Genomic DNA, 19,993 nt, shown 5'->3' on the forward strand with positions numbered 1-19,993 from the left:
GCCGCACGCTGCTCACGCAGGAACCGTGCCCGGTTCTCCTCGTCGAGGTCTGCGGTGAGGACCTTCACCGCCACGGTGCGGTCGAGCGCAGCCTGCGTGCACCGGTACACGACGCCGAAACCGCCGCGGCCGATCTCCTGGGCATCCTCGAATCCGGCCGCCGCCAACTCCGCCGTGACCGAACCGGACACGTCGCGTTGCGTCGCGAACGGATCGACGTCCGTCATCGACTACATCGATTCATCCCGCTCGAGGCACTGCCGACGAATGCCACACTGCTCACCTCTCGACGATGTACCCCAGGATATCGCCGCGCCGCACCGCTGCGAAGTCGATGAGAATGGTGAACACGGGGTTGGCTGGACGGCCGAAGGCGAACCGGGTGGCTCGGAATGAGCCACCCGGTCGCTCTCAGCTCGTGCGCTGGCGCGCACGTCATGGTCGTTATCGAAGCGACCGCAAGCCCACGCGGAGCTCGTTTACCAAATGCTGGGGCTGCTCCCAGGCGGCGAAGTGCCCGCCCTTGTCGAGCTTGTTGAAGTGGATGAGGTTGGGGTAGGCCTTCTCTGCCCAACTGCGCGGTGCCTGATAGAGCTCGTCGGGAAAGACGCTCACGGCAACCGGGATGGAGACGCTACCGGCGGCGAAGAACGGGGCCTTGTTCTCCCAGTAGAGACGAGCCGCTGACAACGCCGTGTTCGTCAGCCAGAACAGGGTGATGTTGTCGAGTACATCGTCTCGCGTCAGGCCTTCGGGCTGTCCCGCGAAGACCCGCGAGATCAGCGCCAAACTCGCCGGGTCGTGGTCGATCATGAAGGCGGCCAGACCGACGGGCGAATCCGCCAATCCGATCAGTGTCTCCGGCCGCGATCCCATCTCCACGGCGTAGCCGATGTGCTGATAGAAGAATGCCAGCTGGTCGCACGCAGCCTGTTCGTCGTCGGACAGATCGGCGGGCACGGGATGCCCGGTGAGGAGCGCCTGGTCGATCTCGGGTGGAACCACCTTGGCCATGTTGGTGTGAATGCCGAGCAGCTCCGGCGGCGCCTGCACCGCCATCGCCTCAGTCACGATCGCACCCCAGTCCCCGCCCTGTGCCACGTACCGGTTGTACCCGAGGCGCTTCATCAGCTCCACCCAGGCACGTGCGATGCGGTCGGGGCCCCAGCCGGTCGTCGTGGGCTTGCCCGAGAAGCCGTAGCCGGGCATCGACGGAATCACCAGATGGAAAGCATCCGACACGTCACCACCATGGGCGGTGGGATTGGTCAGGGGGTCGATGATCTTCAGCTGCTCGACGATCGAACCGGGCCACCCATGTGTGACGATGAGCGGCAACGCATCCTCGTGCTTCGAGCGGACGTGAATGAAATGGATGTCCAACCCGTCGATCTCAGTGATGTACTGCGGCAGAGCATTCAGCTTCGCCTCAACCTTGCGCCAGTCGTATTCCGAGGCCCAGTACTGCGCCAGTGCCTTGCTCGTCGCGAGCGGTGTGCCCTGCGACTGATCTGCGACGGTCTCCGTTTCGGGCCAGCGGGTGGTCTCGATGCGCTCACGCAGTGCCTCGAGTTCGGAGTCGGGGAACTGGACTGTGAACGGCCGGATGGTGACGTCGGTTGTGAAAGACATGTAGGTTTCCTTGCTGTGTCGGTTGTTGGTCGAGAAGGGTTTTCGTTGGATTGGCGCCTGCATTCGACGGTGCGACCGTCTACCTCGGGGTGCTGCTTTCCCAGCCGTCGAGGATCTCGTTGCCGATGGTGATTTCGGCGCGGCGGTCCCGCCTCTGGTCGCGTTGACGGTCGTGCCGGCGCTGCTGCGGCATGGTGTTGTCGTGATCGCGGGGGATGTCGTGGCCGGCGACGGCGGCGAGGGGGCTGGGCACCGGTGTGCTGGTGGATGCGGCCGCGACGCCGGCGGGGATGACGGCGAGTGCGGCGGCGGCGACTCCGACGGTGGCGAACCGCTTCCAGGAGGTGCTGGTGGTGTGTGTCCTGGTGTGGTGTTGGTGTGTGCTGTTCATGCCGATAAGACTCGCAATTGCGCGGCGAGTGGGACGGCGAAGATCTACGTGCTTCACTACCCGCATTTCCTACACAGGTATCCGCGGGGACCAGCGAGGCCCTCGATGAGTTCAGCCCGGGTCCGCACCCAACGCAGCGGGGGCACTGCCCGAACTACGGATTTCGGGACTCGATGCTCTCTTCGCGGGCGATCCAGGCGGCAAGCTGCGCGCGGGATCGATGCCCAGTCTTCGTGAGGATGCGATCTACATGTCCTTCTGCGGTACGGGGCGAGATAACCAACCTTTCCGCGATCTCCTTGTTCGTCAGTCCCTCGGCCACCAGCTTTCCCACTTCTTTCTCACGAGGTGTGAGTTTCACCTTCGCTGCAGGAGTGGCCGCCGCTGCGGGCTGGGACGTGCGCTTTTGCAACGCGAATTCAAACGACGCGAGGTGTTCGAGACGCTCACCGGCCCGGGATTCTTTCTCGAACGCAGAGTCACCCAGCAGCTGACGGGTGCGTTGTTCGTAACGAGTCCGCGTGCGGATCAACGTGTCGTTTCCGAAGAGTGGAGCGCTCCCCATCTCGCCGCACAGTGTGCGCCCGATACCCAGCAGGCGGGCGGATCGGACGGGGTTTGCTTCCTCGATCGCGATCCACGCCAGAATCTCGGTGCATGTACTCACGCCCAACCAGTCACTCAATGACTGCTTCAGTTCGAGCGCTTCTTTCAACGAGTCCGAGGCTTGCGGGTACTTGCGCTGGGTCCACAGGGCAAGTCCGCGGGCCCACAGCGCCCATGACGTCGAGAAGTGCTCCTTCAGCGACCTACCTGAGGCGATGGTGTCGTCCGCCCAGGCAAGGGATTGTTCCAGGTTTCCGGACAGGCAATGCACTAAAGCGAGCTGAGCGCCGCCCAGCAGTGTCAGGGAATTGACCTCCCCTGACTCGGCATGAAGTGTCATGCCGGCAGTGAGGTACTCCAGTGCGACGTCGAGATTTCCGTTTCCGAGCATCTCCGCCGCACCCCGGAACTGAACTGCAAACGCCTGGGCGGTTCGATCACCGATCGCTTCCGCGACGGCGCTGCATTCCAGCAAATACTGTTTGGAGGTCGGGTTGTCGCCCTGAACCATGGCGTTCCACGCGATCACCCAGAGCGCTTTCGCCCTCTCGCTGCTCGGCTCCCGGTCTGCCTCCAAGGCTCGGGTCAGCCAGTACCGCCCGTCGCGCAGCAGGCCACTCGCGTTCCAGAAGAACCACAACGCACCCGCAATCCGAAGACCGGTTCGGGCCTCCCCGGGGGTAGACAGGCAGTACTCCAGCGCCGCCCGCAGATTCGCCCGCTCGTGCCGCAAACGACGGTTCCATACCAGCTGCCCTGACCCCAGTGACTGGCTCTCGCTGCGTTCGGCCAAACGCAGGAAGTAGTCTCGATGTCTTCTGCGCCACGCATTCTCGTCGCCGTGCTCGGCAAGTTTCTCGGCCGCGTAGTCCTTGATACTTTCCAATAGTTTGTATCGAACTGTGGATCCGGATTGAACGGTGGAAATGACCGACTTTTCGACAAGACTGGAGATCAGGTCAAACGCGTCCGGAACGATGTCCGGATCGGTGCACACGCTCTCGACCGCGTCGAAATCGAATCCGCCCGCGAAGACGGACAGCCGTGCCCACAGGACTTGTTCCTCCGGCGAGCACAGATTGAAGCTCCAATCGATGGCGCCACGCAGCGTTTGATGCCGTACCGGTCCGCCACGGTTTCCCCGCGTCAGAATTTCGAAGAGTGCGCCCTCGCGCGACAGGACGCGGTCGAGGGGTAGGGACCTGATCCGGACCGCTGCGAGTTCGATCGCCAGAGGGATGCCGTCCAGCCGCTGGCACAGGCGGGCAACCTCCAGGCGGCTCTCGTCGTCGAGGGTGTATCCGGGGACGACGGAGGCAGCGCGTTGCTCGAAAAGATCGACCGCCTCGGAATGAAAGCTCTTGGTGTTCTGCCCGTCGGCGAGCTGAGCTTCGTCGGGGACCGGCATGGGGGGTACCTCGAACACGGTCTCACCCAGCACACCGAGAGGTTCCCGACTGGTTGCCAGGATCTCCACACGGTCCGACCGCCGAACAATCTCGGCGGCGACGCTTCCGCTCGCGTCGATCAAGTGCTCGCAGTTGTCCAGGACGATGAGTGCATGTCTTCCACCGAGGAATTCGAACAGGTAGTGACTACCGTCCGCATTCACTCCGTCGCGAATGTCGAGCGCCTCGGTAATCGCACTGACGACAAGGTCTGGAGTGGAGATCGCGGCGAGATCCACAAACCAGACGCCGCCGGTGTAGGTTCTGCGCACTTCCGAGGCGACGCGGCACGCCAGCCGGGTTTTCCCTACCCCACCAAATCCGGTGAGGGTCACTATCCGGGAATCCGACAGACGCGCCTTCACTGCGGCTACTTCATTGCGGCGTCCGACGAAACTTGTCACTTCGCGGAAGAATTCGTGTGCATGGGAGACGAGTTGGTGAGGCGGCGGCACCATCACGTCCTCCTTCGGCTGCGCGGCTCCCGCTTCGGCGTGCAGTGCCATCTCGTCGACGGGAAAACCGTGGAGGCGTTGAGATGCTCGGAGTTGCTGACCGAGTTCCGTGGCGGAGGGACGGCCCTCCGAGGTGCCGGACATGGCACGTTCGATGATCGTGCTGACGTCCTCGGGAATGCCGTGCTTCCGCGGGTCCGGACCAGGCTCGGCGGCAATCCTCAGGAACTGGGCCACCACCTGCTCCCCGCTACGGCGTTCGAAGGCAGCGTGACCGGTCATCGCAGCGAACAACGTGGCACCGAGGCCGTACACGTCGGCAGCAGCACTCGGGGATTCGCCGGTCACCACCTCGGGGGCAGTGAACGCCGGCGAACCCGTCACGACGCCGGCGGTGGTTTCGAACCCGCCGGCGATACGGGCTATGCCGAAATCCGACAGTGCCGGCTCACCGTAGTCGGTGAGCAGGATGTTCCCGGGCTTGACGTCCCGGTGCAGGATCCCGAGGCGGTGGGCAGTCTCGAGGGCACCGGCCATTTTCACCCCGAGTCGCAGCGCTTCGTCGAGCGGGAGCGGTCCGTGGCGGCGGATCCGCGTGTCGAGTGAGTCCTGGGCGTGGTACGGCATGACGATGTACGGCCGACCGTTGTCGGTGACGCCCACATGGAGGACATTGACGACATTGGGGTGCCCGGTCAGCCGGCCCGCCGCGCGCTGCTCGCGGACGAAACGTTCCCGGTTCTGCTCGTCGAGGTCGGTGGTAAGGACCTTGACCGCCACAGTGCGGTCGAGGGCCGCCTGGGTGCAGCGGTAGACGACGCCGAAACCGCCGCGGCCGATCTCTTGTGCGTCCTCGAATCCGGCAGCCGCCAGATCGGCCGTGACCGAACCCGACGCGTCGCGTTGCGTCGCGAAGGGATCGTCGTCGGTCATCGACCGGACCGATTCTTCCGGTCCGAGCCACTGTCGAAGAAGTGCACCACCGCTGGCCTCTCGAGGAGATACCCAAGGATATCGCCGACGCCCCCCATCCGATGGCCGACTTACGACCTCCCTGGGCGGAGTACTCGAGGATTCCCGGTCAGGGGGCGACGAAGCCTCCGACTCCGGGGAGCGAGGGCTGGCCGGCCCGCGGGTAGAACCCCGAACCGATGACGGACACTGTGAACGCAACCGGACCGGAACCCGTGCGCACGGTGGCGCGTTCCGGTGCGGGCTCCAGGAAATTCACGCACGGCTTCACGACCACCGACCCGCGGTCACCGCTGGAGACGTTGAGATAGCTGACCCTGACGAGGGCGCCGCCGGCGCTGGACGAGCAGAGCTCCGGCCGAAACGGCGCCGAGAACGTCGTCTCGCCGGGAACTCGCCACCCGCACAGATCGTGTTACGCACAACTAAACACCCGCGCTCTCGAGCGCGTCCGGCGGGGTCGCCCGCGAGAAGGATGATCTTCGCAGGTCAGACTGTCGCGGGCAGCATCGTCACTAGGACGAAACTTTTCCTGCCCGAAGCGAGTAGCCCCGCACGTCGGCGGGTACCCGGCATCCACGCTGCCCCGGGCTCGACGGCCCCGAGTGGCAGCCAGGCCCCCTGACCGGTCCCCCTCGGCTGGGAGGCCGTCCGCCGCTCGTGGCCGGGGACGCCCACCTCTTCCTCTGCCGCGGGCGGCTCCTCGTGCGCCTGCACGTGGTGCGGTCAAGACGGGCGACGATGTGCCGGCGACCGGCGACATCCTATACGTGGCCAACGGAAGCCGCAGAATACTGTAATCGTTCACACGACCCGCCGAAGCCGAAACGCGGTTGTCATTTTCTGCGCACCTTGCACATCGAATGGGCTCTCGCATAGTCACTTTGACGTTGACGACACATCAAAGGTAGGCCACGATCATGCGACAACCGGGCTGCGGCGCCCCGCGTCGTGACCCGACATAGGTCGCTACTCGGCCGTCCTCGCCCGCACACTTCCGAGGTACTCGCCGCAAGTAGTTCGATACAAGGAGTCGCACGTGGGCGCTGCGCAGATCGTGTTCTTAGTCGGCCTCGCTTCTCTGATCGTGGCCATGGCGCTACGCAAGAACGTCATGATCCCCGCGGTAGTCGCGACATTTGCCACAGCACTTGCGTACAGCGGCAGCGTCCCGAATGCCATCATGTCGGTGTTCCGGGCCACCATCACTTCCGGCACCGCGCTGTTCGAGATCTTCATCGTCATCGCCGCGGTGACCTCGATGCTCGCGGCGATGCGGGCGATCGGTTCCGATGAGGTGATGGTGCGCCCCATCAGCCGGTGGATGGTCAATGGCCGCGTCGCTTACATCGTGTTGTTCGTCTTCACCTATCTTCTCTCGTTGTTCTTCTGGCCGACCCCGGCACTGGCCCTGATCGGTGCGGTCCTACTTCCTGCCGCGATCAAGGTGGGTCTGCCGCCGCTCGGAGCCGCGGTGGTTCTCGCGATCTCCGGGCAGGGAATGTCGATCGCCTCCGACTACGTGATCGGTCTTGCGCCGTCGATTTCCGCGAGCGGCGCAGGCGTTCCCGCCGACGACATCGCCGACCGTGCCCTGGTGATCTCATTGATCGTCGGTGTCACCGCGGCGGTGCTCGCCTACTTCCTGACCGTCCGCCGCAGGATGCGTACGGACCCAGTTCCGGGCACCGAACCGATGGGTGGAACCGTGCATCCCACCGGCGGTGTCGGTGGCACGCCCGCCGGCACGTCCGCTGGTTTCCCGCCGGGTCAGGACGTCGCGGTCTCACCCACCGCCACGGACGTGCTCGACGAGGAACTGCCCGGCTTCGAGGACGACGGAACGAGAATCACGGATCGCCCGACACTGACCCGTGCTTGGGCGATCGGCGTGCCCGCCGCGTTCCTCGCCGTCCTTGCCTACATGTTGGTCGGTCGTTTCACCGACATCGTCCCCTGGGAGGACGGTGGCGGCGCGTCCCTGGTGGGAGGCACGGCAATCATCCTGATGGCACTCGTGACCGTCACGTCACGACGATCCGAGGCTCTCGAATTCTGCGCCACCCACTTCATCGACGGTCTGTCGTACGCCTTCAAGGCGATCGGCATCATCCTTCCCGTCGCAGGTTTCGTGTACATCGGCATTCCCGACTATTCGGGCGCCATTCTCGGACTCGACGACGACACCACCGGTCCGGCCTTCCTCTTCGACACCGTCGAACGCGTGCAGCCGTACATCCCCGACAACGGCGTATTCGTCGCGCTCAGCATGCTCTTCATCGGTATGGCGGTCGGTCTCGACGGTTCGGGGTGGGCCGGCCTACCCCTCACCGGTGGATTGGCTGCCGCGCTGGCGCCGCAGTCCGGGATGGACACCGCGACCTTGGCGGCCATCGCCCAGAACGGTGCCACGTGGACGGGCGGGGGAACTCTCGTGATCTGGTCGTCGCTGGTGGTGGTCGCCGGATTCTGCCGGATACCGGTTGCCGAACTGGTCCGCCACCTCGTCGTCCCGGTGATGGCCGGACTGCTGCTGGCCACCGGAGCCGCCGTCGTCATCTGGTAGCGGCTCATCGCCGAACCAGGTTTCCGCACAACCCCTGACATGGAAGGACACCACGAAATGAGCTCGGTCCCGTTCCGCTACGACCCCGCCCGGTGCGCACTGATCGTCATCGACATGCAGAACGATTTCTGCTCCCCCGACGGGTCGCTGGCACAGAAGGGCTTCGACGTGACCGCCCCGGTGGCGATGGCTCCGCGCCTGGACCACCTCGTCTCGTCTGCGCGCACGGCCGGGGTCCGGGTGATCTTCGTACGCACCCTGCACGACGAAACCACCGATACACCCCAGTGGCTCGGCCGCGTGGGCGAGGGACCGGACGCCGCACGCACCGGAATTACCTGCCGCACAGGAACACCCGGGGCAGACTACTATGCCGTCGCTCCGCGGGACGGCGACGTGGTGATCACGAAGAACCGGTTCAGCGCATTCGTCGGCACCAACCTCGACCTCACCCTGCGTTCCCTCGGCATCGATTCCCTGCTCTTCACCGGCGTCGCCACCGAGGTGTGTGTCGAGTCGAGTCTGCGTAGCGCGCTGTTTCACGAATACTGGGTTTCGCTCGTCGAAGACTGCGCCGCCACCTACAGTCGAACAGCCCACGACGCTTCGGTGTCCGTCGTCGCACAGAACTTCGGCACCGTGATCACGGCCGAGAAGCTCGAGACGTTCTGGACTGCAGAATTGTGAACGGCTTCCGCCGGCGACGGGCGCGACCCGCGAGGTCGGCCAGCGATCAGCTGTGACTGTGCAGTGGTGTTCCCGCAAGAGCGAGGTGTGCCTCGCCGAGCGCTTCGGCCTGAGTGGGGTGCGCGTGAACCAGGGTGGCGACTTCGTCGGGGTAGGCGCCCCAGTTGACGATCAGTTGGGCCTCGCCGATCAGTTCGCCCACGCGTTCGCCGACCATGTGGATCCCGACGACCGGTCCCTCGGTGGCTCCGGCGCGCACCAGTTTGACGCCGCCGCTGGTTCCGAGGATCTGGCTCTTGCCGTTGCCGGCGAGGTCGTAGACGACGGTGGCGACGTCTCCGTGCCGCTCGCGGGCCTGGTCTTCGGTGAGCCCGACCGACGCGACCTCGGGGTTGGAGTACGTCACCCGGGGGATGCCGCTGTCCTCGATCGGTGCCGGGCTCAGGCCTGCGATCGTTTCCGCGACGAAGATTCCCTGCTGGAATCCGCGATGCGCCAGTTGCGGACCGGCGACGATGTCACCGACCGCGTACACGTCCGGCTGCGAGGTCCGCAGGGAGTCGTCGACCGTGACGAAACCGCGGGGGTCGAGTACGACGCCGTTCTCGGTGAGTCCGATGTCGGCGGTCCGGGGGCCGCGGCCGACCGCGACGAGCAGCAGGTCCGCCTCGATCGTGTCGCCCGACTCCACCGTGACGCTGACCGTGCTCTCGTCCTGGACCGCCTTCGCGAATCGGGTGCCGGTCATGATGGTGATGCCGCGTTTGCGGAGGGCCCGGGTGAGTTGCTTCGACGACCACTCGTCTTCGGCGGCGACGAGCCGGGGCAGCGCTTCGACGATGGTGACGGCGGCACCCAACGATGCCCAGATGCTGGCGAATTCGACCCCGATGACACCGCCGCCGAGTACGACGACGCGCTTCGGAAGTTCGGGAAACGTCAGTGCCTCGTCGCTCGTGAGGATGCGGCCACCGATCTCGAGTCCGGGCAGGCTCCGGACCTGCGAGCCGGTCGCGAGCACCAGCGACGTGCCGGTGATCGTGCGATCGCCGACGTGCACGGTGCGCCCTCCGCCGTAGCGGCCGGTTCCGTGCACCACCTCGATCTTGTGGCCGCGAACCAGCCCCTGCAGGCCCTTGTACAGGCGGTCGACCGTCGCGTTCTTGTAGGCGTGGACACCTCCGAGGTCGATTCCGTCGAGCGTCGCCCCGATCCCGAGGGCCGACGCGTGCGTGACGGTGTCGGCGACCTCGGCGGCGTGCACGAGCGCCTTGGTGGGGATGCACCCTCGGTGCAGGCAGGTGCCGCCGACCTTGTCCTCTTCGATCAGGGTGACGGTCTTGCCCAGTTGCGCGGCGCGGAAGGCGCTGGCGTACCCGCCGGATCCACCGCCGAGAATCAGGACGTCCGGTTGGTCGGACATGGGAAAACTCCCTCGGTCGGGCACGCCATGGGACGTGCAGCAAGGTCGAAGTGGACTGGATTTCAGCTCAGTGCGATCAACGTCAACGGGTCCGACAGGATCTGACCGATGGCCGCGAGGAATCTCGATCCCTGCTCGCCGTCGACCAGTCGATGATCGAACGACAGGCTCAGTGTGGTGACCGACCGCAACGCGATCTCTCCCTGGTGTTCCCACGGCTGCCTGCGGATCGCCCCGAAGCACAGGATCGCCGCCTCCCCGGGGTTGAGGATGGGCGTGCCCGCGTCGATTCCGAAGACGCCGACATTGGTGATCGTGATCGTGCCGTCGGCCAGATCGGCGGGCCCGGTCTTGCCCTCCTTCGCCGTGGTCGTCAGATCCGACAGGGCGATCGCGAGGTCGCGCAGACCGAGGGTGTGGGCGTTCTTGATGTTCGGCACCATCAGCCCGCGCGGGGTGGCGGCGGCGATGCCGAGATTCACGGCGCGTTTGACGACGATCTCCTGAGCGTCCTCGTCCCAGGACGAATTCAGGGTCGGGTTGGTGCGCAGCGCCACGAGCAATGCCTTGGCCACCAACGTCAGTGATGTCAGGCGCACGTCGGTGAAGTGCTTCGTGTCGCGCAGCTGAGCCAGGAGGTCGATCGTCGGGGTGACGTCCACCGTGACGAACTCGGTAACGTGCGGGGCGGTGAATGCGCTGCGGACCATCGCTGCGGCGGTGTGCTTGCGGACACCCTTGATCGGGATGCGTTCCTCGTCGGCGTCCGCCGGGACCGTCGCCGCCGACGTCGTCATCGGGGCGGCGGTGCGGTGGCGCTCGAGGTCGTCCCTGGTGACTTGACCGTGCACCCCGGTTGCGTTCACTTCGGTGAGGTCGACGCCGTGTTGCTTCGCGGCGAACCGCACCGGGGGAGAGGCCAGCGGACGCGACGTGCGCGGCGCCGGGGTCACGTCGACCCGGGTTCCCGCCGGGCGCCGCTGCCGGCGCYGGCTGGAGGAGTCCTCGGCCACGCCGTAGCCGACCAGGACCGGGGTCCGCTCGGCCGGGCCCGCGGGAGCGGTCGGCTCGGGCACGTCCGCCTGGCCCTCGCCGGCGACCGCGACGTCGATGAACGGGCTGCCGACGTCGATAGTTGTCCCCTCCTCGGCGTGCAACGCGACCACCGTTCCGGCGTAGGGCGAGGGCAACTCCACCGACGCCTTCGCCGTCTCGACCTCGGCGATGATCTGGTTGAGCGTCACGGTGTCGCCGACCTTCACCAGCCAGGTCAGCACTTCGGCGTCGGTGAGGCCCTCGCCGAGGTCGGGCAGCAGGAATGTCTGGACAGTGGGCATGGCGAACTCCTGGTTCCTACGCGGTGAAGGTGCGGTCGACGGCGTCGAGGATGCGGTCGACGTCCGGCAGGAAGTGCTCCTCGAGTTTCGCCGGCGGATACGGGACGGTGAAGCCGCCGACGCGGGCCACCGGCGCTTCGAGGTGATAGAAGCAGCGCTCGCTGATGCGGGCAGCGATTTCGGCACCGATCCCGAGGAACACGGGCGCCTCGTGGGTGATCACCAGGCGTCCGGTGCGCTGCACGGACGCGGCGACGGTGTCGACGTCGAGCGGGGAGATGGACCGCAGATCGATCACCTCGATCGACCTACCCTCGCCCGCAGCGACTTTCGCGGCCTGCAGTGCAGTTGTCACGAGCGGCCCGTAGGCGACGACGGTGGCGTCGGTGCCCGGTGCAACCACCCGGGCCTTGTGCAGAGGACTCGTCTCGGCCGCCGGGTCTATCTGCCCCTTCTCCCAGTACCGGCGCTTGGGTTCGAAGAACAGCACCGGATCGTCCGACGCGATGGCCTGCTGAATCATCGAGTGCGCGTCGGCGGCGGTGCTGCAGGTGACGACGCGAAGACCGGCGGTCGCGGCGAAATACCCCTCCGGCGACTCGGAGTGATGCTCGATCGCACCGATGCCGCCGCCGTACGGGACGCGGATGGTGATCGGCATCTTCACGTTGCCGCTCGTGCGGTAGTGCAGTTTGGCGACCTGCGAGACGATCTGGTCGAAGCCGGGGTAGATGAACCCGTCGAACTGGATCTCGCACACCGGTCGGTATCCGCGCATCGCGAGACCGACTGCGGTGCCGATGATCCCGGATTCGGCGAGCGGGGTGTCGATGACACGGTTGGGACCGAAGTCCTTCTGCAGTCCGTCGGTGATGCGGAAGACACCGCCGAGTTTGCCGATGTCCTCTCCCATGAGCACGACCTTCGGGTCGTTCTCGAGGGCGCGGCGCAGGCCGGCGTTGAGGGCCTTGCCGAGCGGAAGCGTGGTCGGGGCGGCCGCGGAGATGGCTGTGCTCATGCGTCGGTTCCTTCGAAACTGTCGAGGTAGGCGGCGAACTGGCGCCGCTCTTCGTCGACGAGGGGATGAGGTTCGGCGTACACGTTGTCGAACAGGGACATCGGCTCGGGTTCGACGGTCTCGAGGCATCCACGGCGCAACGCCGCTGCAGTGTCGTCGGCGCGCTGCTGCACGGCGGCGAGGTAGTCGTCGTCGATCGCGCCCGCCGACTCGAGGAGGGCGCGGATGCGGTCGAGGGGATCCTTGCGTTTCCATTCCTCGTCGAGCGCGGCCGGCCGGTACCGGGACGGGTCGTCGGACGTGGTGTGCGGACCCATCCGGTAGGTGACCGCCTCGATCAGGGTGGGTCCGCTGCCTTCCCGCGCCCGTTCGAGCGCGGCCCGGGTCACGGCGATCACGGCGAGGACATCGTTGCCGTCGACGCGCACGCCGGGAACCCCGAAGCCCCGGCCCCGCGCGGCGATACTCACCCGCGATTGCAGGCTGACCGGTTCGGAGATCGCCCACTGATTGTTCTGGCAGAAGAACACCACGGGCGCGTTGAAGCTCGCGGCGAACCCGAAGGCCTCGGAGATATCGCCCTGACTGGTGGCGCCGTCGCCGAAGTAGGTGATCGCGGCGCCGTCGGAGCCGTCGAACTGCATGCCCATCGCATACCCGGTGGCGTGCAACGCCTGCGCGCCGACGATGATCGCGGGGGTCGTCATGTTGTATTCGAACGGGTTCCAGCCCGAGTGCGTCGACCCCCGCCAGAACCTGAGCATGTGGGTGGGGTCGACGTCGCGGCAGTACGCGACACCGTGTTCGCGGTAGCTGGCGAAGACGAAGTCGTCCGGACGGAGGGCGCGCGCCGACCCGACCTGCGCGGCTTCCTGCCCCAGCAGCGGAGCCCACAGCCCCAGTTCGCCCTGACGCTGCAGCGCGGTCGCCTCCGCGTCGATGCGCCGCACCACGACCAGGTCTTCGTACAGCGCACGCACCGCGGTGATGTCGACATCGTCGACGTACCGGGAGTAGTCCGGATGCTCTACTCGCGCACCGATTTCGGTGACCAGCTGCACCACGTCGTCATTGTCGAACACGAAAACCTCCGAAAGTGATGTACCGGGAGAGCTCGCCACCCGCGAGTGACCGTGTCGGTCAGAATGTTGCATTCACACAATCATCAGGATTCATCATGCGCAAGTGTTGTCATTCAAAATAAGCAGAATGCTCAAATCGCGAGCGGCAAACTCTGGCATACTGCGCTACATGACGAAACTCGATCGGACCGACGCCCGGCTGCTGCTCGCCCTGTGCGACGCCCCTCGCGCCACCGGGGTGCAGCTGGCCTCGCTGCTGGGGATGGCACGGAATACCGTGCAAGCACGGATGTCTCGCTGGGAGGAGCAACGAGTGCTCGCACCGGTCGACMGCTGCGTGTCACCCCGCGATCTGGGATACCCCCTGCAGGCGTTCGTCACCGCGGTGGTCGACCAGCATCGCCTCGAGGACGTCATCGAACACCTGCGGGACATCGCCGAGGTCGTGGAGGTCGTCGGCATCTCCGGGGCGGCGGACCTGCACATCGGCGTGGTCGCCGTCGATGCCGACGATCTGTATCGGGTCGCCGGCCTCATCCTCGCCGTGCCCGGGATCGAGCGCACCACGGTGTCCGTGGCGATGCGCGACGCCATCCCCTACCGAACCCGGCCGCTGCTCGAGCGAATCGCCGAGGAGCAATGACGAAGGCGCTGCCGTCGACCGCCCGGCAGCGCCTGTTCTCCGATCAGCGATGTGCGGCGACGACCTCCCCGCCGACGTCTTCGACACTGCGAGTGGGAGTTACCCGCGATCTGAGTACGAGAACCAGCACCACGGCGACGAGCATGACCGCCCCGACGACCCACAGGCCTGCGCGTGAGTTCCCGGTGGCGTCGAACAGCCATCCCGTGACGTACGGGGCCCCGAAACCGCTCGTGTTGCCCACCGAGTTGACGACGGCGATGCCTGCCGCGGCGCCCGCGCCGGTGAGGAACGTGCTGGGCAGGTACCAGAACACCGGCAGGGCACAGAACACACCGACCGCGTTGACGGTCACCGCGATCATCGTCGTGAGCGGAGACTGCATGTACAGGGCGATCGGAATGGAGACGGCTCCGATCAGGGTGGGGATGGCGACGTGCCAGATCCGCTCACCGGTCCGGTCGGAGTGCCTGCTCCACAACACCATTGCGACAGCACCGACCGCGAACGGGACCGCGACGATCAACCCGGTGGTGACCAGTGAGAAGTCGGTGTCGAACGTCTTTTTGAAACCGGCGACGATGCTGGGCAGGAAGAAGCTGAGCGAGTACAAGCCGTAGGTGATTCCGAAGTAGACGAGCCCCAGCATCCACACGCGGGAGTCGGTCAGCGCCCGGCGAACCGAGCCGCTGATGTGGGAACCGGATTCGGCCGCCTCGGATTCGAGTTCACGAGTGAGCCAGACTTTTTCGTCCTCGTCCAGCCATGTGGCCTGCGAGGGCCGGTCCGTCAGGTAGAACCAGGTGACCACCGCGAGCACGACGGCGGGGATCCCCTCGAGCAGGAACATGACCCGCCACCCGGACAGTCCGAACAGCCCGTCCCAGTATTGAATGATGGCGCTCGACAGCGGGGCGCCTAGCGCCGACGACACCGGGAGCGCGAGAAGGAACAGGCCCATCAGCCGGACCCGATAGGCGCGGGGAAACCACAGGGTCAGGTAGAGCAGCACACCCGGGAAGAAACCCGCCTCGGCGATACCCAGCAGCATGCGCAGCGTGTACAGCGAGCCGGCATTGGGCACGAAGGCCATGGCCGCCGCGATGATTCCCCACGTGAGCATGATCCGGGCGATCCACCGGCGTGCCCCGAACCTGTGCAACGCGAGATTGCTCGGCACCTCGAACAGGAGATATCCGACGAAGAAGAGCCCGGAGGCCAGACCGAACATGGTCTCGGTGAGTCCGAGTTCCTCGCTCATCGTCAGCTTCGCCAGCCCGATATTGGTCCGGTCGAGATAGTTGACGAAGTAGGCCAGGCCGAGGAACGGAATGAGCCGCCGGGCGACCTTCCGGACCACCCTCGCCTCGATCTCGGGTTTCTGCAGTACAGACGACATGAATGACTCGGCTTCCTGAAGAGTGGGCGCCCGACCGGGCAACGTGATGTAGACCACTGTATGAGCCGGGTCGCGTGGAAACCATGGAGAAATCACCCATACCGCGATGAGATCAGTGGAGACAATCACCGCCTTCGGTAACCAGAGTGTGCCTCACACCGTCGAGGCGCCCTCGCCGGAGTTGCCGCGTCCGACGAGACCGTGCAGGAGTGAGTCGACGATGCGCTCGGGTAGCTCCGGTCCCGGAGCTTCGCGGGTGAGCAGGACCTTGAAGTGTATTGGGGCGACCAGCATTTCGATGGCGAGTCGGACATCGGTGGTCTCGGGCAGCTCACCCCGTCCGATCGCGCGCTTCACGATCTCACTCGACCGCGCGAAGCGCGCCTCCCAGTACCGGTTGCGCGCCTCGGTGGCGGCGGGGTCGTCGCCGGAGGCAGCCAATGCCCTGTCGAAGGCCGAGCCGACCGGGCTGGTCAGGTACGTCACGAGTCGACCGGCGTAGGCGATCAGATCGTCGCGAAGTGATCCGGTGTCGGGCACCTGACCCCATTCTTCCGCTTCCTCGAGCAGCGCCTCGATCATCAGGTTCTCCCGCGTACCCCACCGACGGTAGATCGACGTCTCGTGCACGCCCGCCCGCGACGCGACGTCCGCGACCGCCAACCCCTCCATGCCGTGCTCGTGCAGCGCGTCGAGAGCGGCGTCGAGGACTGCGCGGCGGACTCGAGCGGAACGGCCACCGGGGCGACGCTGGGCTCCTTGATCACTCATGACTCCACCTTAACGCAAGACCCTTGCATTAATGACGTGACTCAGCTCATACTGTTAATGCAAGTTTCTGGACTTTAGAAGGTGGGTAGTCATGACAACGCAAACCAGTGCGGAGATCAGCGAACGCAGCGAGACGGTGGACGGGATGCGCATCGACTGGGACGTACCCGTGCCGATGGCGGACGGCACGATCCTGCGGGCCGACGTCTTCCGGCCCGACGACGAGGGCGTATATCCGGTGCTGATGACGCTCGGGCCGTACGGCAAGGGCCTCGCGTTCCAAGAGGGTTTCGGGCCGATGTGGCAGCAGCTGATCAGAGCGCATCCGGACGCGGCGGCCGGGTCGAGCAACCGCTACCAGGTGTGGGAGACCGTCGATCCGGAGAAGTGGGTCCCGGACGGATACATCTGCATTCGGGTCGATTCCCGAGGCGCCGGCCGCTCGGCCGGACTGTTGGACATGCTCAGCGAGCAGGAGGCCCGCGACTACTACGAGGCCATCGAATGGGCCGGCACCCGAGACTGGTCGAACGGCCGGGTGGGACTGCTCGGGATCTCCTATTACGCGGCCAACCAGTGGCTCGTGGCGGCACTGCAGCCACCACATCTGACGGCGATCTGCCCGTGGGAGGGCTTCACCGACATCTACCGAGACCTCAACCGGCACGGCGGCATCGTGACCCGGTTCGGCCAAGCGTGGCAGGAGCACCAGATCTTCACCGTCCAGCACGGGGCCGGGGAGCGGGGCCGACGCAACCCCAACACCGGTGAGTTGGTCGCCGGACCGCCGACGCTGACCGACGACGAACTCGTCGCGAACAGAGTCGACACGATCGGGGAAGGCAAACGTCGGGAGCTGCTCGACGAATTCGCGCAGGCCCGCACGCCGGACCTGACGCGGATCGAGGTCCCGGTGCTGTCGGCGGCGAATTGGGCGCACCGGCTGCACACCCGCGGCAATTTCGACGCCTACGCCCAGGTGTCGTCCTCCCAGAAGTGGCTGGAGGTGCACGGTCACGAGCACTACGCGGAGTTCTACACCGACTACGGCGTCGACCTGCAGAAGCGATTCTTCGGCCACTTCCTCAGAGGCGAGGCGACCGGCTGGGAAGACCAGCCACCGGTGCGACTGAACGTGCGCCACCTCGACGGCTCGTTCGAGGGCCGCGACGAACAGGAATGGCCGCTGGCCCGCACGCAGTGGACGCGGTTCCACCTCGACGCGACGTCCGGAGCGATGAGCCCGGCCGAACCACCGGCCGAGGGCACGGCCGAGTTTGCGGCGCTGGGGCCCGGTGTCGACTTCTGGACCGCGCCGCTGACCGAGCCGTTGGAGATCACCGGACCGGCCTCGGCACGGGTACGTCTGTCCTCCTCCACCACCGACGCCGACCTGATCGTCACCCTGCGCGTTCAGGACCCGGACGGGAACGAGATCTCTCTGGTGGACGCGATCGATCCCCACGGTGTGCTCGGCGTGGGCTGGCTGCGCGCGTCCCACCGCGAGCTGGACGAGCAGGCCAGTCTGCCGCACCGCCCGTGGCACCGGCATTCGAGCAAGCAGCCGCTGACGCCCGGCGAGGCTGTCGATCTGGACGTCGAGATCTGGCCTACCTCCATCGTCGTCCCCACCGGCTACCGGCTCGGCGTCACCCTCGCCGGCCGCGACTTCGACATGCCCGGCGACGGACCGTGGCCGGTGATCTACGGCATCGAGATGCGCGGCAACGGATTGACCCCGCACGACGATCCGGACGACCGGCCTGCCGGCATCTTCGACGGCACGACAACAGTGCACACCGGCCCGGACGCCGGAACCTCCCTGCTCCTTCCCGTGATCCCGAAGTAAAGGCTCGACATCATGCGACGCATCATCGACCTGTCCGTCTCATTGCAGGCGGGCATTCCCTCCGACCCACCCGGCCATCTGCCCGAGATCGACTACCTGGACCACGCACATACCCGCGATGACCTGCTGCAGTTCTTCCCCGGCACGCGGGTCGACGACCTGCCCGACGGGGAAGGCTGGGCCATCGAGCGCATCCAGCTGTCCACCCACAACGGCACCCATCTCGACGCCCCCTACCACTACGCGTCCACCATGGACGGCGGCCAACGGGCCATCACCATCGACGAAGTGCCCCTCGACTGGTGCTTCGGGCGCGGCGTCAAACTCGACTTCCGGCACTTCGACGACGGCTACGTCGTCACCGCCGACGACATCGACACCGAACTGGACCGGATCGGGCACACCCTGGCCCCGTTCGACATCGTCCTGGTCAACACGAGCGCGGGTGCCCGCTACGGCCACGACGACTATGTGAACACCGGCTGCGGCATGGGCCGTGATGCCACGCTGCACCTGCTGCGCCAGGGCGTGCGGGTGACCGGCACCGACGCCTGGAGCTGGGATGCGCCGTTCGTCTACACAGCCCAGCGGTACGCCGAAACCGGCGACGCCGGCATCATCTGGGAGGGCCACCGCGCCGGCCGCGACATCGGCTACTGCCACATCGAAAAACTCGGCAACCTCGAATCGATCCCCTCGTCGGGATTCCAGGTGGCCTGCTTCCCCGTGAAGATCCACAAGGCCTCGGCCGGATGGACCCGCGCCGTGGCCATCTTCGACGAGGAGCAGGCATGAGAATCGGTTCCCTGATCGTCGACGGTGTCCAGCGCTACGGCGTTGTCGCCGACCACCACATCACCCTGTTGGCGGAGTCCGCCGACGTCTTCGACGTGCTCGAGTCCGACGACCCGAGCGTGGCCTTGACCGGGCACCGGCTAGCGTGGGAGTCGACCACCGAACTGGCAGTACCGGTTCCCGTCGCGAGCATCCGTGACTTCATCACCTTCGAGCAACACACGGCAGGATCGTTGCGCGCGGTCACCGGGGCGGCCGCGATCCCGGACGCCTGGTACGAAGCGCCCGCCTTCTACTTCACCAACCCCCACGCGGCCATCGGCTCGGGCGCAACAGTTCCGATGCCGCCGGGCTGCGAGGTACTCGACTTCGAATTGGAAGTCGCCGTCGTGATCGGCACAGCCGGCTACAACCTGTCCGTGGACGAGGCATTCGACCATGTTGCCGGGTTCACCATCCTCAACGACTGGTCCGCCCGCGACCTGCAGGGACGTGAAATGCGGGTGGGCCTGGGAACTGTGAAAGGCAAGGACACCGCCACCACCCTCGGGCCGGCACTGGTCACCATCGACGAGTTCGTCGACTACGAGGTCGATGGTCGCTTCGACCTGGACATGGAGGTCTTCGTCAACGGCACCCGCATCGGCGGCGACACCCTGGCGAACATGGCGTGGACCTTCGCCGAGTTGATCGCCTACGCCAGCCGCGGCACCTGGGTGCGGCCCGGTGACGTACTCGGATCCGGAACCTGCGGGGGCGGCTGCCTCGCCGAACTGTGGGGATGGCGCGGAGATCGACAACCACCACCGCTGCGCATCGGTGACACCGTCAGCATGACCGTGGAAGGCATCGGCAGCATCCACAACACCGTGGTCGCCGGACCACCACTCCACGAGGTCCCGCCAGCGCGCCGATAGCC

The 19,993-nt window shown here is 66.1% G+C and carries 17 protein-coding genes; 6 read left to right on the top strand and 11 right to left on the bottom strand.

All coding sequences use genetic code 11. The annotated features are described in order from the left end of the window. The 5 genes from AC1D1G_RS17420 to AC1D1G_RS17440 all read right to left on the bottom strand — a co-directional run. The coding region (locus AC1D1G_RS17420) for a protein kinase (RefSeq protein WP_477953014.1) at window positions 1-227 on the bottom strand (227 nt) is incomplete at its 3' end. A gap of 217 nt (window positions 228-444) precedes the next feature. Continuing rightward, the gene (locus tag AC1D1G_RS17425) at window positions 445-1,632 is read right to left on the bottom strand and encodes an epoxide hydrolase family protein (RefSeq protein ID WP_477953015.1); all 1,188 of its coding nucleotides are present in this window, start codon (window positions 1,630-1,632) and stop codon (window positions 445-447) included. Between the two features lie 79 nt (window positions 1,633-1,711). Then, entirely contained in the window at window positions 1,712-2,023 is a 312-nt protein-coding gene (locus tag AC1D1G_RS17430) for a hypothetical protein (protein WP_283350966.1), read from the bottom strand. A 154-nt stretch (window positions 2,024-2,177) separates the two neighbouring features. After that, entirely contained in the window at window positions 2,178-5,465 is a 3,288-nt protein-coding gene (locus AC1D1G_RS17435; protein ID WP_477953016.1) for a protein kinase domain-containing protein, read from the bottom strand. A gap of 148 nt (window positions 5,466-5,613) precedes the next feature. Beyond that, window positions 5,614-5,763 carry a hypothetical protein gene (locus tag AC1D1G_RS17440; protein WP_280779410.1) on the bottom strand — a complete coding sequence of 50 codons (150 nt, stop codon included), beginning with the start codon at window positions 5,761-5,763 and terminating at the stop codon, window positions 5,614-5,616. 780 nt (window positions 5,764-6,543) lie between these two features. Here AC1D1G_RS17440 and AC1D1G_RS17445 point away from each other — a divergent pair. Both AC1D1G_RS17445 and AC1D1G_RS17450 read left to right on the top strand, forming a co-directional pair. Continuing rightward, the gene (locus tag AC1D1G_RS17445) at window positions 6,544-8,070 is read left to right on the top strand and encodes a permease (RefSeq protein ID WP_477953017.1); all 1,527 of its coding nucleotides are present in this window, start codon (window positions 6,544-6,546) and stop codon (window positions 8,068-8,070) included. 57 nt (window positions 8,071-8,127) lie between these two features. Further along, window positions 8,128-8,757, top strand: coding sequence for a cysteine hydrolase family protein (locus AC1D1G_RS17450; protein WP_283350963.1), 630 nt, complete (start codon window positions 8,128-8,130; stop codon window positions 8,755-8,757). Window positions 8,758-8,803: 46 nt separating this feature from the next. On the opposite strand, the gene lpdA is transcribed toward AC1D1G_RS17450, so the two are convergent. The 4 genes from lpdA to pdhA form a co-directional block, all read right to left on the bottom strand. Beyond that, the gene (gene lpdA / locus AC1D1G_RS17455; RefSeq protein WP_477953018.1) at window positions 8,804-10,180 is read right to left on the bottom strand and encodes a dihydrolipoyl dehydrogenase; all 1,377 of its coding nucleotides are present in this window, start codon (window positions 10,178-10,180) and stop codon (window positions 8,804-8,806) included. Window positions 10,181-10,242: 62 nt separating this feature from the next. Further along, on the bottom strand, window positions 10,243-11,517 hold the full coding sequence (locus AC1D1G_RS17460) for a dihydrolipoamide acetyltransferase family protein (RefSeq protein WP_477953019.1): 1,275 nt from the start codon (window positions 11,515-11,517) through the stop codon (window positions 10,243-10,245). A gap of 16 nt (window positions 11,518-11,533) precedes the next feature. Continuing rightward, window positions 11,534-12,535 (bottom strand): alpha-ketoacid dehydrogenase subunit beta, encoded by a 1,002-nt coding sequence (locus AC1D1G_RS17465; protein ID WP_477953020.1) that lies wholly within the window; start codon window positions 12,533-12,535, stop codon window positions 11,534-11,536. Beyond that, window positions 12,532-13,617, bottom strand: a complete 1,086-nt coding sequence (gene pdhA / locus AC1D1G_RS17470; RefSeq protein WP_477953021.1) for a pyruvate dehydrogenase (acetyl-transferring) E1 component subunit alpha — start codon at window positions 13,615-13,617, stop codon at window positions 12,532-12,534. The genes AC1D1G_RS17465 and pdhA overlap by 4 nt, the downstream gene beginning before the upstream one ends. Window positions 13,618-13,786: 169 nt before the next feature. Here pdhA and AC1D1G_RS17475 point away from each other — a divergent pair, with 169 nt between their 5' ends. Then, the gene (locus AC1D1G_RS17475; protein ID WP_477953022.1) at window positions 13,787-14,260 is read left to right on the top strand and encodes an Lrp/AsnC family transcriptional regulator; all 474 of its coding nucleotides are present in this window, start codon (window positions 13,787-13,789) and stop codon (window positions 14,258-14,260) included. A 43-nt stretch (window positions 14,261-14,303) separates the two neighbouring features. Here the strand turns inward: AC1D1G_RS17475 and AC1D1G_RS17480 are convergent, their stop codons facing one another. After that, window positions 14,304-15,659: an MFS transporter gene (locus AC1D1G_RS17480; RefSeq protein ID WP_477953023.1), complete on the bottom strand. Its 1,356-nt coding sequence runs from the start codon at window positions 15,657-15,659 to the stop codon at window positions 14,304-14,306. Window positions 15,660-15,812: 153 nt separating this feature from the next. Beyond that, on the bottom strand, window positions 15,813-16,430 hold the full coding sequence (locus tag AC1D1G_RS17485) for a TetR-like C-terminal domain-containing protein (RefSeq protein ID WP_477953024.1): 618 nt from the start codon (window positions 16,428-16,430) through the stop codon (window positions 15,813-15,815). A gap of 91 nt (window positions 16,431-16,521) precedes the next feature. On the opposite strand from AC1D1G_RS17485, the gene AC1D1G_RS17490 reads away from it, so the two are divergent. The 3 genes from AC1D1G_RS17490 to AC1D1G_RS17500 are packed head-to-tail and all read left to right on the top strand — an operon-like array spanning window position 16,522 to window position 19,991. After that, complete coding sequence (locus AC1D1G_RS17490; protein ID WP_477953026.1) at window positions 16,522-18,279, top strand: CocE/NonD family hydrolase; 1,758 nt, start codon at window positions 16,522-16,524, stop codon at window positions 18,277-18,279. A 12-nt stretch (window positions 18,280-18,291) separates the two neighbouring features. Then, complete coding sequence (locus tag AC1D1G_RS17495) at window positions 18,292-19,074, top strand: cyclase family protein (protein ID WP_477953027.1); 783 nt, start codon at window positions 18,292-18,294, stop codon at window positions 19,072-19,074. Beyond that, window positions 19,071-19,991 (top strand): fumarylacetoacetate hydrolase family protein, encoded by a 921-nt coding sequence (locus AC1D1G_RS17500; protein ID WP_477953028.1) that lies wholly within the window; start codon window positions 19,071-19,073, stop codon window positions 19,989-19,991. Before AC1D1G_RS17495 ends, AC1D1G_RS17500 begins: the two co-directional genes overlap by 4 nt. Window positions 19,992-19,993: the final 2 nt, after the last annotated feature.

The organism is Rhodococcus sp. P3_B8, assembly GCF_056402775.1.